This is a genomic window from Cupriavidus sp. C3SS-1, assembly GCF_057073755.1.
Genome location: NZ_CP172699.1, coordinates 3179872 through 3193108 on the forward strand (window position 1 = coordinate 3179872; position 13237 = coordinate 3193108).

General features: G+C 67.8%; 10 protein-coding genes. 7 read left to right on the forward strand and 3 right to left on the reverse strand.

The features are described 5' to 3' along the window. The first annotated feature begins 7 nt into the window (after positions 1-7). Positions 8-1534 (forward strand): type II secretion system ATPase GspE, encoded by a 1527-nt coding sequence (gspE, locus tag ACIGJC_RS14870; protein ID WP_483709699.1) that lies wholly within the window; start codon positions 8-10, stop codon positions 1532-1534. A 12-nt stretch (positions 1535-1546) separates the two neighbouring features. Beyond that, a complete protein-coding gene (gene gspF / locus ACIGJC_RS14875; RefSeq protein ID WP_483709700.1) occupies positions 1547-2764 on the forward strand; it encodes a type II secretion system inner membrane protein GspF in 1218 nt (405 codons plus the stop codon). A gap of 35 nt (positions 2765-2799) precedes the next feature. Here gspF and ACIGJC_RS14880 read toward each other — a convergent pair whose 3' ends face one another. After that, positions 2800-4077: an NYN domain-containing protein gene (locus ACIGJC_RS14880; protein ID WP_483709701.1), complete on the reverse strand. Its 1278-nt coding sequence runs from the start codon at positions 4075-4077 to the stop codon at positions 2800-2802. Positions 4078-4423: 346 nt separating this feature from the next. On the opposite strand from ACIGJC_RS14880, the gene ACIGJC_RS14885 reads away from it, so the two are divergent. Then, complete coding sequence (locus ACIGJC_RS14885) at positions 4424-8017, forward strand: indolepyruvate ferredoxin oxidoreductase family protein (protein WP_483709702.1); 3594 nt, start codon at positions 4424-4426, stop codon at positions 8015-8017. Positions 8018-8087: 70 nt separating this feature from the next. Here ACIGJC_RS14885 and ACIGJC_RS14890 read toward each other — a convergent pair whose 3' ends face one another. Then, positions 8088-8699 carry an HD domain-containing protein gene (locus ACIGJC_RS14890; protein WP_483709704.1) on the reverse strand — a complete coding sequence of 204 codons (612 nt, stop codon included), beginning with the start codon at positions 8697-8699 and terminating at the stop codon, positions 8088-8090. 145 nt (positions 8700-8844) lie between these two features. Here ACIGJC_RS14890 and ACIGJC_RS14895 point away from each other — a divergent pair, with 145 nt between their 5' ends. The 4 genes from ACIGJC_RS14895 to ACIGJC_RS14910 all read left to right on the forward strand — a co-directional run bounded on the left by ACIGJC_RS14895 (position 8845) and on the right by ACIGJC_RS14910 (position 12297). Beyond that, positions 8845-9195 carry a GFA family protein gene (locus ACIGJC_RS14895; RefSeq protein ID WP_483709706.1) on the forward strand — a complete coding sequence of 117 codons (351 nt, stop codon included), beginning with the start codon at positions 8845-8847 and terminating at the stop codon, positions 9193-9195. 21 nt (positions 9196-9216) lie between these two features. Further along, entirely contained in the window at positions 9217-9627 is a 411-nt protein-coding gene (locus ACIGJC_RS14900) for a VOC family protein (RefSeq protein ID WP_483709709.1), read from the forward strand. Positions 9628-9705: 78 nt separating this feature from the next. Continuing rightward, complete coding sequence (locus ACIGJC_RS14905; RefSeq protein ID WP_483709710.1) at positions 9706-10983, forward strand: MFS transporter; 1278 nt, start codon at positions 9706-9708, stop codon at positions 10981-10983. 192 nt (positions 10984-11175) lie between these two features. Then, complete coding sequence (locus ACIGJC_RS14910) at positions 11176-12297, forward strand: MFS transporter (RefSeq protein ID WP_483711565.1); 1122 nt, start codon at positions 11176-11178, stop codon at positions 12295-12297. A 2-nt stretch (positions 12298-12299) separates the two neighbouring features. Here the strand turns inward: ACIGJC_RS14910 and ACIGJC_RS14915 are convergent, their stop codons facing one another. Then, the gene (locus tag ACIGJC_RS14915; protein WP_483709712.1) at positions 12300-13187 is read right to left on the reverse strand and encodes a DODA-type extradiol aromatic ring-opening family dioxygenase; all 888 of its coding nucleotides are present in this window, start codon (positions 13185-13187) and stop codon (positions 12300-12302) included. Positions 13188-13237 lie beyond the last annotated feature (50 nt).

Consider the following 13237-nt stretch of genomic DNA (forward strand, 5'->3'; position numbering starts at 1 on the left):
CCCCATCATGGCAAGCGAAGCCCCAGCCGTCACCGAACTCCAGGAGCCGCCGTCACCGATCGCGGCGCGACTGGTCCCGTACAGCTTTGCGCGCGAAGCGCCGCTACTGATCGCGCACCAGCGCCCTGACGGCCTGGAAGTCTGGGTCAGCCGCGCGACCTCGCCGGCGGCACTGGCCGAAGTGGCGCGCGTGCATGGCGCGCTGCGCCTGAGGGTGATGGAGCCCGACGCGCTGGAGCGGGCCATGTCCGATGCCTACAACCGCCAGGACGGCAGCGCCGCACAAGTGGTGGGCGAAGTGGAAGGCGAAGTCGACCTGTCGCGCCTGATGCAAGACATTCCCGCCGTGGAAGATCTGCTCGAATCCGAAGACGATGCGCCGATCATCCGCATGATCAACGCGCTGCTCACGCAGGCCGCGCGCGAGGGCGCGTCGGATATCCACATCGAGCCGTTCGAATCGGCGTCGGTGGTGCGCTTCCGCGTCGATGGCACGCTGCGCGATGTGGTGCGGCCCAAGAAGGCGCTGCATGGCGCGCTGATCTCGCGCATCAAGATCATGGCGCAGCTCGACATCGCCGAAAAACGCCTGCCGCAGGACGGCCGCATCACGCTGCGCGTGGGCGGGCGTCCGGTGGACGTGCGGGTGTCGACGCTGCCCACCGGCCATGGCGAACGCGCGGTGCTGCGCCTGCTGGACAAGGAGGCGGGCCGCCTCGACCTGGCCAAGCTCGGCATGTCGCCGCGCACGCTGGGCGGCTTCGACGACCTGATCCGCCAGCCGCACGGCATCGTGCTGGTCACCGGGCCGACCGGTTCGGGCAAGACCACCACGCTGTATGCGGCGCTGTCGCGCCTGGATTCGCGCACCACCAACATCATGACGGTGGAAGATCCGGTCGAGTACGACCTCGACGGCATCGGCCAGACCCAGGTCAACGCGCGCATCGACATGACCTTCGCCAAGGCCCTGCGCGCGATCCTGCGCCAGGATCCGGATGTGGTGATGATCGGCGAAATCCGGGACCTGGAGACCGCGCAGATCGCGGTGCAGGCGTCGCTGACCGGCCACCTGGTGCTGGCTACGCTGCACACCAATGATTCGGCCTCGGCCATCACGCGGCTGGTGGACATGGGCATCGAGCCATTCCTGCTGTCGTCGTCGCTGCTGGGTGTGCTGGCGCAGCGGCTGGTACGGCGGCTGTGCCCCCATTGCAAGCGCGAGGAAGTCATCGAAGTCACCGCCGGTGAGGCGGAAACCCTGCATACACAGGGCAAGCCACTGCAGCATGTATGGCATGCGGTGGGCTGCGACAAGTGCGGCAACTCGGGCTATCAGGGGCGCATGGGCGTGTACGAACTGCTCACCGTCGACGATGAGATCCGCACCATGATCCACCGCCAGCAGCCCGAATCGGAGATCAAGCAGGTCGCGCTGGCGCACGGCATGCAGACCATGCGCGGCGATGCGCAGCGCTGGATCGACAGCGGCGCCACGTCGCTGGAAGAAGTGCTGCGCGTCACGCGCGACTGACGGGACGCCGCCATGCCCGCATTCCGCTACGAAGCCGCCGACGCCCGGGGCAAGACCGACCGCGGCGTGATCGAGGCCGACAGCCCGCGGCAGGCGCGCACGCAACTGCGCGCGCGCGGGCTGACGCCGCTGACAGTCGACGCGCTCGCCGGCGCCGGGCAGGCGCCGCGCAGCGGCACGCAGCTGTTCACGCGCCGGCTGTCCACGCAGGAACAGGCGCTGTTCACGCGCCAGCTGGCCAGCCTGATCGTTTCGGGCCTGCCGCTGGACGAAGCGCTCGGCGCGCTGGCCGACCAGTCCGAGCGCCCGTACGTGCACGAATTGCTGGCCGGCATCCGCGCCGAGGTGATGGGCGGCAGCGCGCTGTCGGTGGCGCTGGCCCAGCATCCGCGCGATTTCCCGGACATTTACCGCGCGCTGGTATCCGCCGGCGAGCATTCCGGCCACCTTGGCCTGGTGCTGGAGCGGCTGGCCGGCTACATCGAATCGCGCAATGCGCTGACGTCGAAGATCCGGCTGGCGTTCACTTACCCGGCCATCGTCACGGTAGTGGCGTTCGCCATCGTCATCTTCCTGCTGTCGTATGTGGTGCCGCAGGTGGTCAGCGTGTTCGCCAACACCAAGCAGAAGCTGCCGACGCTGACGATCATCATGCTGGCGCTGTCGGATTTCGTGCGGAACTGGTGGTGGGCGGCGCTGATCGTGATCGGCATCCTCGCCGCGATCGTGCGCAGCCTGCTCAGGCGGCCCGCCGTGCGGCTGGAATGGCACCGCTGGCTGCTGACCGCGCCGCTGCTGGGCAAGCTGATCCGCGGCTACAACACCGCACGCTTCGCCGGCACGCTGGCGATCCTGGTATCGGCCGGCGTGCCGATCCTGCGATCCCTGCAAGCCGCGGGCGAGACGCTCACCAACGAGGCGTTGCGGGCCAATGTGGAGGATGCGAACACCCGGGTGCGGGAAGGGGCATCGCTGGCGCGGGCGCTGGCGGCACAGAACCAGTTCCCGCCGGTGCTGGTGCACCTGATCCGGTCCGGAGAAGCCACCGGCAACCTGCCAACGATGCTCGACCGTGCCGCGCAAGGCGAAGCCCAGGAACTGGAGCGGCGCACGCTGTTTCTCACCAGCTTGCTTGAGCCGCTGCTGATCCTGACGATGGGGGTTGTGGTGCTGCTGATTGTCCTGGCAGTGCTGATGCCGATTATCGAGATCAACCAGCTGGTCAGATGAATCGTGCCCGGCATGCCGGGCACGACGCCTGACGTTCAGGCCTTCGCTTTCCTGCGTGGCTTCCTTGCAGGCTTGGCTTCTTCTTCGACCACCGCCGGCGCTTCGGCAAACCCTTCAAACGCTTCCTGCACCTGCGCGGTCAAGACCGTATCACCGGGTGCAGCGAAAACCGACTGGTCGATCGGCCAGGGTGTCTCGCTGAGGCTGACATCAGGCCGGCGCGGCGACCGCTTGCGGGTTTTCCTGGCCGGAGCAGCCGGTTCCTCCTGAACGGCATCCGCGACGACCGGAGGCTGAGGTTCTGCAACCGGCGCGGGCGCAGGTTCGGGTACGGCCTCCGGAGCAACCGGAGCCACTTCCACAGCTGCGCCCACAGGTTCCGGTTCGGGCACGGAAACCGGGGCCGCCACGGCTTCCACCTGAGCCACCGGCCGGCGATTGTCCGGCCGCGGCGCAGTCTGGGATTGCTGCGGCTGCTGCTGCGGCTGCTGCGGCTGGCCTTGCTGCTTCTCCGGCTGACGCTGGCCCGCAACAGCGCGGCCATCGCCGTCCTGGCCGCCCTTGCCGCGCTTCTTCAAGCGCACCCAGATGGTCTTGTTGTTGCCGCCGTTGCGCGTCTCGACCTCGAACAGGCCCGTGGCGACCACCAGTTCCGATAGCTTGCCGTAGCCGTAGTTGCGCGAATCGAACTCCGGCGCCTGCTTGGCGATGTGGTTGCCCATGCCGCCGAGCGTCGACCAGCCGTCTTCATCCGACACCGCCTGCGACGCGCTCTGCAGCAGCCGCACCAGGCGCGAATCCTGGCGCAGTTCGCCGGTACTGCGGCGGCGCGGCGGCGGGGCCGCCTCGTCCACCTCGGTTTCGGCGCGCAGCACGTCGGAATAGATGAACCGGTCGCACGCCGTCACGAACGGCTTGGGCGTCTTGCGTTCGCCAAAGCCATAGACCGTCAGCCCCTGTTCGCGGATGCGCGAAGCCAGGCGCGTGAAGTCGCTGTCGCTCGACACCAGGCAGAAGCCGTCGAAGCGTCCGGTGTACAGCAGGTCCATGGCGTCGATGATCATCGCGCTGTCGGTGGCGTTCTTGCCGACCGTGTAGCGGAACTGCTGGATCGGCTGGATCGAGTGCGACAGCAGGCAATCCTTCCAGCCGGACAGGTTGGGCTTGGTCCAGTCGCCGTAGATGCGCTTGACGGCGGCGACGCCAAATTTGGCGACTTCGGCCAGCAGTCCTTCGATGATGGCCGGCGCCGCGTTGTCGGCGTCGATCAGTACGGCCAGGGTCGCGGTGCCCTGGCGGGGGGAGTTGGTCATGTTCTGTCCTGCTCGGAGGAGATTCCCGGCCAGGTTGCCGGGTGAAGGTTGCACCGGACCAAGCGCGCGCCGGTCCGTCACAGGGGCGCCTTGGGCCACATCGTAGTGCATGCGGGCGCCGCGTTGGATGCAACGCAGTGTACACGCGAAGCCTTGTCCATACGGGAAACCACGGGCGGCTGGCGCGCCTGTATTGCTGCATTGCAAGGTGCCCCGGCAATTTCAGCGGTGCTACCATGCCCCGCAGAGACACAACCTGCCGAACCCTTCACAAGAGGCTAAGGTCGGTTGCCCCACGCATGTAGGAGTCGGTGATCCCGACCACACACCCCATAGAGGAGCACCTATGAATGCCCCCCTGACCACCCCGGTCAGCGACGCCATCCGCCGCGCGCTCGCTAACGTTTCCCTCGACGACAAATACACGCTGGAGCGTGGCCGCATCTACATCAGCGGCACGCAGGCGCTGGTACGCCTGCCGATGCTGCAGCAGGAACGCGACCACGCCGCCGGCCTGAACACGGCCGGCTTCATCTCCGGCTATCGCGGGTCGCCGCTGGGTGCGCTGGACCAGTCGCTGTGGAAGGCCAAGAAGCATCTCGCCGCGCACAACATCGTGTTCCAGGCCGGCCTGAACGAGGACCTTGCCGCCACGTCGGTATGGGGCTCGCAGCAGGTCAACATGTATCCGGATGCGAAGTTCGATGGCGTGTTCGGCATGTGGTACGGCAAGGGGCCGGGTGTGGACCGTACCGGCGACGTGTTCAAGCACGCCAACTCCGCGGGTTCCTCGCGCCACGGCGGCGTGCTGGTGCTGGCGGGCGATGACCATTCGGCCAAGTCGTCGACGCTCGCGCACCAGTCGGAGCACATCTTCAAGGCCTGCGGCCTGCCGGTGCTGTATCCGTCGAACGTGCAGGAATACCTCGACTACGGCCTGCACGGCTGGGCCATGAGCCGCTACTCGGGGCTGTGGGTGGCGATGAAGTGCGTCACCGATGTGGTGGAGTCTTCCGCATCGGTGGAACTCGATCCGCACCGCGTGCAGATCGTGCTGCCCGACGATTTCGCGTTGCCGCCGGGCGGCCTCAATATCCGCTGGCCCGATCCGCCGCTGGAGCAGGAGGCGCGGCTGCTCGACTACAAGTGGTACGCGGGCCTGGCCTATGTGCGCGCCAACCAGATCGACCGCATCGAGATCGATTCGCCGCATGCGCGCTTCGGCATCATGACGGGCGGCAAGGCTTACCTGGATACACGCCAGGCGCTGGCCGACCTGGGCCTGGACGATGCCATGTGCGCGCAGATCGGCATCCGCCTGTACAAGGTCGGCTGCGTCTGGCCGCTCGAAGCCCATGGCGCGCGCGCGTTTGCCGAAGGCCTGCAGGAAATCCTGGTGGTCGAGGAAAAGCGCCAGATCATGGAGTACGCACTCAAGGAAGAGCTGTACAACTGGCGCGACGACGTGCGCCCGAAGGTCTACGGCAAGTTCGACGAGAAGGACAACGCGGGTGGCGAATGGTCGATCCCGCAGAACAACTGGCTGCTGCCGGCGCACTACGAGTTGTCGCCGGCGATCATCGCCAAGGCCATCGCCACGCGGCTGGAGAAGTTCGACCTGCCCGTGGATGTGCGCGCGCGCATCGCCGCGCGGCTGGCGATCATCGAGGCCAAGGAAAAGGCGCTCGCCACGCCGCGCGTGACAGCGGAACGCAAGCCGTGGTTCTGCTCCGGCTGCCCGCACAATACCTCGACCAACGTGCCCGAAGGATCGCGCGCGCTGGCCGGCATCGGCTGCCACTACATGACGGTGTGGATGGACCGCAATACCAGCACCTTCAGCCAGATGGGCGGCGAAGGCGTGGCGTGGATCGGCCAGGCGCCGTTTGCCGGCGACAAGCATGTGTTCGCCAACCTCGGCGACGGGACCTACATGCACTCGGGGCTTCTGGCCATCCGCGCGTCGATCTCCGCCGGGGTCAACATCACCTACAAGCTCCTGTACAACGACGCGGTGGCCATGACCGGCGGCCAGCCACTGGATGGCCAGCTCTCGGTGCAGGACATCGCCTGGCAGGTCCACAGCGAAGGCGCGAAGAAGGTCGTCATCGTCACGGACCAGCCGGAGAAGTACAACGCGGCGATCAAGCTGCCGGACGGCATCACGGTCTACCATCGCGACCAGCTCGATACGGTCCAGCGCGAACTGCGCGAGATCCCGGGCTGCACGATCCTGATCTACGACCAGACCTGCGCCACCGAGAAGCGGCGCCGCCGCAAGCGCGGCATCATGGAAGACCCGCCGCGCCGCGCCTTCATCAACGATGCGGTCTGCGAAGGCTGCGGCGACTGCTCGGTCAAGTCCAACTGCCTGTCGGTGGAACCGCTGGAGACCGAATTCGGCACCAAGCGGCAGATCAACCAGTCGTCGTGCAACAAGGACTTCTCGTGCGTGAACGGCTTCTGCCCGAGCTTTGTCACGGCCGAAGGCGCGCAGGTGCGCAAGCCCGAGCAGCACGGCGTGGCGATGGACAGCCTGCCCGCGCTGCCAGAGCCTGCGCTGCCCGAGATCCGTCGCGCGTACGGCATCCTGGTGACCGGCGTAGGCGGCACGGGCGTGGTGACCATCGGCGGCCTGCTCGGCATGGCCGCGCACCTTGAGAACAAGGGCGTCACGGTGCTCGACATGGCGGGCCTGGCGCAGAAAGGCGGCGCGGTGCTTTCGCACGTCCAAGTCGCGACGCGGCCGGAAGACCTGCATGCGACGCGCATCGCGATGGGCGAGGCGGACCTGGTCATCGGCTGCGACGCGATCGTCTCGGCCAACGACGAAGTCATCTCGAAGACGCAGCAGGGCCGCACGCGCGCGGTGGTCAACACATCGCAGACGCCGACCGCCGAGTTCATCAAGAACCCGAAGTGGCAATTCCCGGGGCTGTCGGCCGAGCAGGACATCCGCAACGCCGTCGGCGCGCAGTGCGACTTCATCAACGCGAGCGCACTGGCCGTGGCGTTGCTGGGCGATGCCATCTATACCAATCCGCTGGTGCTCGGCTATGCCTGGCAGAAGGGATGGATTCCGCTGACGCTGCAGGCGCTGGAGCGTGCGATCGAACTCAACGGCGTGGCCGTGGAAAAGAACAAGGCCGCCTTCGACTGGGGCCGCCACATGGCGCATGACCCCGAGCATGTGCTGTCGCTGACCGGCAAGCTGAAGGTGTCGGCCGAAGGTGCGGACGTGGTGAAGCTGCCGACTGCGTCGGGCGCGCTGCTGGAAAAGCTGATTGTCCGACGCGTCGAGCATCTGACCGCCTATCAGGACGCGGCCTACGCACGCACCTATCGCGAAGCCATCGACCGCGTGCGCGCGGCCGAAAGCGCGCTGGCGGGCAGCGGCAAGCCGCTGCCGCTGACCGAAGCGGCCGCGCGCAACCTGGCCAAGCTGATGGCCTACAAGGACGAGTACGAGGTCGCGCGCCTGTACACCGACCCGGTCTTCCTGGACAAGCTGCGCGAGCAGTTCGAAGGCGAGCCGGGCAAGGACTACCAGCTCAATTTCTGGCTGGCGCCGCCGACCACCGCCAAACGCGACGACAAGGGCCAGCTGGTCAAGCGCAAGTTCGGGCCGTCGACCATGACGCTGTTCCGCTTGCTCGCAAAGATGAAGGGCCTGCGTGGCGGCATGCTCGATATCTTCGGCCGCACCGAGGAACGCCGCACGGAACGCGCGCTGATCGGCGAATACCGTGCGTTGCTGGATGAGCTGACCGCTGGCTTGAATGCGGCCAACCATGACACCGCCGTAGCACTGGCCAACCTGCCGGATGATATCCGCGGCTTTGGCCACGTGAAGGACAACAACCTGAAGGCTGTGCGTGCGCGCTGGGCAAAGCTGCTGGAGCAGTTCCGCCATCCGGAGACGGCGCAGCGCGTGGCGTGATGACCGGTGGCTCCCTCTCCCGCTGAGGGGAGAGGGAACACAAACGGTCGGCTTGCGGTTGCGGCTTTCCCTACGCCTTCGCCAGCGCCTTCTCCCCTGGCTTCACATACATCGAGTTGCGCGGGTGGGAAAGCACGCGCCGCACCATCGGCTCGAAGAACGACAGCGGCAACGTGTCGTAATCCGTCATGAAAGCGGCCGCGTCATATTTCTGGCAAAACTCCGCGGTACGCTCGAACAGTTCTTCCTGGCCGCGGAATTGCTCGCGCAGGTTGCGGTCCAGCCCCAGGTGATGGAAGAAGTAGTAGCCCTGAAACACGCCGTGCTTCTCAACCATCCACAGGTTCTCCGCGCTGACGAAGGGCTTGAGGATGGCGGCGGCGATATCGGGGTGGTTGTAGCTGCCGAGCGTGTCGCCGATGTCATGCAGCAGGGCGCACACCACGTATTCCTCATCGCGCCCATCGCGGTGCGCGAGCGTGGCGGTCTGCAGCGAGTGCGTGAGCCGGTCCACGGGAAAGCCGCCGCAATCGCCTTCGAGCAGGCGCAGGTGCGCGAGCACGCGGTCCGGCAGGGCCTTGGCGAACGGCATGAACTCGGCGGAGATGGCGGCCCAGTCCTCACGGGTGCCGTGCTCCATGTGGCTGAAAGTGGCGTGCGCGGGCACGTGAGTGTCGCTCATGCTGGTCTCCTTGGCGGCTGGGTCGCCTGTCGTGATTGATGCGTGCGGGCATTGTGGCACTGGCCGCGCGACTAAACTGTCAAAAACTGAACAATGCGCGGATTGATGCGACGCATCATCCGTCCGGCCAAAACAAGGAGACGACATGACTTTCCACGGCAGCTGTCATTGCGGAGCCATCGCCTTCGAGGTGGAGGCCGACAACATCCCCAGCGTGATTCGCTGCAATTGTTCGATCTGCCGCCGGCGCGGGCACTTGCTGTGGTTCGTGCCGCGCCTGGAGTTCAAGCTCGCGACGCCGGAAGAAAACGCGTCGACCTACCGCTTCAACACCATGAAGATCGCGCACCGCTTCTGCGCGGTATGCGGCTGCGGGCCGTATGCGGATGGGCAGGACAAGGACGGCAAGCCGATGGCGGCGATCAATGTGCGCTGCCTCGACAACGTCGACCTGGACGCGCTGAAGGTCATCGACTACGACGGCCTGCACCACTGAACGCCGCACCGGGAGCCTGATATGTTCCGCATCCTCGGTATCGACCACCTGGTGCTGCGTACCGCCGACGTGGACCGGCTGCGGCGTTTCTACGTCGATGTCCTTGGCTGCAGCGTGGAGCGCGAGCAGCCCGCGTTCGGCCTGACACAGTTGCGCGCGGGCAGCGGACTGATCGACCTGGTCTCGCTCGATGGCCCGCTTGGCCGCGCCGGCGGTGCGGGCCCCGGCGCGGAGGGCCGCAACCTTGACCATTTCTGCCTGCGCATCGACCCGTTCGATGCCGACGCCATCCGTGCCGCGCTGGCACGCCACGGCGTGGAGACCGGTGCCGTGGAGCAGCGTTTCGGCGCCGAGGGCAAGGGGCCGTCGCTGTACCTGAAGGACCCGGATGGCAATGTGGTCGAACTCAAAGGCCCGGCCGAAAGTGCCTGAGCGTCACCACGGCGCGCCGGTGGTCGCTACAATTTCCGCTTAGCCCGCAGCGCCAGTTCCCCAAGCGCCGGGCGCGCCATGATCCGAACCGACGCCACGCCCGACGCGGACTCCGCCCCGCCTGCCGTTCCCGCCGACACCGCGAGCACAGCCGCGCCGCCACGCCGGCTGGTCTGGATTCTCGGGCTGACCGAGACCATCTCGTGGGGCACCCTGTACTTCGCCTTCACGGTCTTCATCGAGCCCATGACGCGCACGCTGGGCTATTCCAAACCGTTCCTGGCCGGCGGCTATTCGCTCGGGCTGCTGGTGTGGGCGCTATGCTCGTTTGCCGTAGGCCGGCTGCTGGACCGCATGCCGGCGAATCGCGTGATGGGCGCCGGCTCGCTCCTGGGCGCGGCCGGGCTGCTGCTCTGGGCGTGGTCGCCCTCTCCCACGATGTTCCTGCTGATGTGGGTACCGCTGGGCCTGGCCATGGCCACGACGCTCTATGAACCCGCCTTCGTGGTACTGCGCCAGGCGTACGGAGATGGCTACCAGAAGCCGATCGTGACGGTCACGCTGATGGCCGGCTTTGCCAGCACGATCTTCGTGCCGCTGGCGCAATGGCTGGTGCTGCTGGTCGGCTGGAGGCTCACGCTGATCGGCTTTGCCGCGCTCAACCTGCTGGTCTGCGCGCCGCTGCATGCGCGCCTGCGCTACACGCTGCACGCCAGCTACGCGGCCGTGCAGCCGGCCTCGCCGTTGCCCACGGGCGATGCCGCCGGCCACAGCATCGCGCGCGCCACGCTGCGCCAGCCGGTGTTCTGGGCGGTCGTGCTGGCCTTCACGGCAACGATCATGGTGGCGTCGCTGCTCGGCGCGCACCTGATCCCGATGCTGACCGAAAAGGGCCTGCCGCTGGGCCAGCAGCTCGCGGTCGCCGCGCTGATCGGCCCGGCGCAGGTGGTGGGCCGCCTGCTGATGATGCGCGCTTCTGTGCGGCACCCGGTGCGGCTGTCCGTGCCGGTCTACGCGCTGATGACCACCGGCTTGCTGTGCATGGCGCTCGGGCACGGTGCCTGGCTGATGGTCGCGGCGGTGCTCTACGGCTGTGCCAATGGCGTCAACACCATGCTGCGCGCCATGGCCATGCCGGAACTGATCTCGCGCCATCACTACGCCACCCTTAACGGCCTGATGATGACGCCCGTGCTGCTGATGCAGGCCGCCTCGCCGTGGCTGGGCGCGCTACTCTGGCGCGCGGCCGGGGGCTACTGGCTGATGCTGTGGGCCATGGTGGCGCTGGCGTTGGCGGCCCTGCTGTCGTTTGCGTTCGCGCTGCACCGGCGCGGCCTGCTGCGCGTGATGGACTGAAGCGGGTTTTTGCGCTTTCCCTTTCACACGGCCATCATGGCAATGCGGGACAATGGCCCCTTTGCCAAAGGCCGCGCCTGGCGCGCGCGCCATGCAGTTCTCGCCATGTCCGAGTCGAGTCCCGGCGTATCGCCGCCGTCCACCGTTCCCGCCGCATCGCCCCAACGCGTGTCCCGCGCCACCCGGGGCACCATGGCGCTGTTCTTCGTCAACGGCGCCACGTTCGCGACGTGGGGCGTGCACATCCCCACCATCAAGGCGCGCTTCGGCCTGTCCGACGCGATGCTGTCCATCGCCATGCTGGCCGTGGCCGGCGGCGCGATCGCCGCGATGGGGCCGGTCGGGCGCTGGGTCGCGCGCGTGGGCAGCGCGCGGGCGTCGATGGCCAGCGGGCTGGCCTACGCGCTGGCGACGGTGGTCATCCTGGCCATGCCCGACTTCCGCCTGCTGCTGCCCGCCCTGCTGGTCTTCGGCATGGCCAACGCGGCGTTCGACGTGGGCATGAATGCGCAGGCCGCGACCGTGGAGGCCAGCCGCACCCGGCCCGTGATGTCGGCGCTGCATGGCATGTTCAGCCTGGGCGGCATGGCCGGCGCTGCGTTTGGCGGGCTGATGCTGTCGCTGGGCGTGCCGCCGCTGGTCCATGCCGCGATGATGGCGGGCCTGACCGCCGCTATCGCTCTTGGTACGGCGCCGGGGCTGCTGGCCGACCATCCGGTGCTGCCGACGGCCGGCCACCATCGGGATCACGCGGTGCGCGCGCTGTGGCTGCTCGGCCTGCTGGCGTTCCTGGGACTGATCGGCGAAGGCGCGATGTACGACTGGTCCAGCGTCTACATGCGGGAGGTCGCCATGGCGCCGACGGACTGGATCAGCTTTGGCTATGCGGCATTTTCGGGCGGGATGGCGTGCGGACGCTTCGGCGGCGATCGCCTGCGCGCGCGTTTCGGCGAAGCCGGTACGCTGACCGCCAGCGCCTGGCTGGGCTTTGCCGGCATCGCGCTGGCGCTGGCCGTGCCGGTGCCCGTGGCGGCGCTGGCGGGTTTCAGCCTGATGGGGCTGGGGGCGGCCAATATGGTGCCGATCTTCTTCGTGGCGGCGTCGCGCCTGCCGGGCGTGGCCCCGGCCGAGGCGATCGCGCGCGTGGCGCGCTTTGCGTACCTGGGCCTGCTGCTGGGCCCCGTGCTGATCGGCGGCGTGGCGCACCTGGCCAGCCTGCGCGCCGGACTGGCCGTGGTGGCGCTGACCATGGGGTGGATCGCACTGGCAGGCGCCCGCTCGGCGCGACGCTACCTGCCTGCGCGCAAGCGCTAGACTCAGGCGGCGGCGCGCACGGGTGGCTGCGCACCGGCGCCCAGGCCGTTGAACACGAAGGTGTCCATGGCCAGCACGCCATATGTCACTTCGTCCGCGACGCGCGCCACATCCGCGGGCGCTTGCGCAATGCCGGCCTCGCGCGGGCCCAGCGCGGCGCCGAGCGCCACGTAGAAGGGCAGCAAATGCTCGTCGGTCGGATGCGCGCGGCGCGCGTGCGGCGCCTGGGCGCGGTAATCGGCGATGCGGCTGGTATCGCCGGTCGCCAGCGCCTCGTCGAGCGCGTCGAGCATCCAGTTGCGGAAGGCATCGACATACGGCTCCGTCGCGGGGCCGTGCTGGGCGCGCCGGCCGCCGCCGAACACTTCCTGCAGGTTGTGCGTGAAGCTGCCCGAGGCAAGCACCAGCACGCCTTCGTCGCGCAGCGGCGCCAGCGCCCGGCCGATCTCGATCTGCACGGCCGGCGCCAGGTACGGGTTCAGCGCCAGTTGCACCACGGGGATGTCGGCATCGGGGACAAAGTGGCGCATCGGCATCCAGGCGCCGTGGTCCAGCGGACGCTCTTCGTCAAAGCCGACAAAGCCCGCGCCCGGAATGTGGGCGGCTTCGACCAGCGCCTTGACGCGCGCGGCCAGGTCGGGCGAGCCCGGTGCGTCATAGCGCAGCGCGTAGAGTTCGCGCGGAAACCCGCCGAAGTCGTGCCACGCCTCCTGCCGTTCACGCGTGCTGACCGCCAGCGTGCTGTAGATCCAGTGCGCCGAGATCACCAGCACCGCGCGCGGCCGCTGCGCGCGCAAGCTGGCGCCAAGCGCGTCGAAGATGGCCCCGGTCGGGCCCGGGTCGATCGCCAGCATGGGCGAACCGTGGGAGACGTAGATCGAGGGAAGCATGGCAATCACCTTCAAAGCCTTTCGTGGAATGAACTCAGTTTGACAAAGAA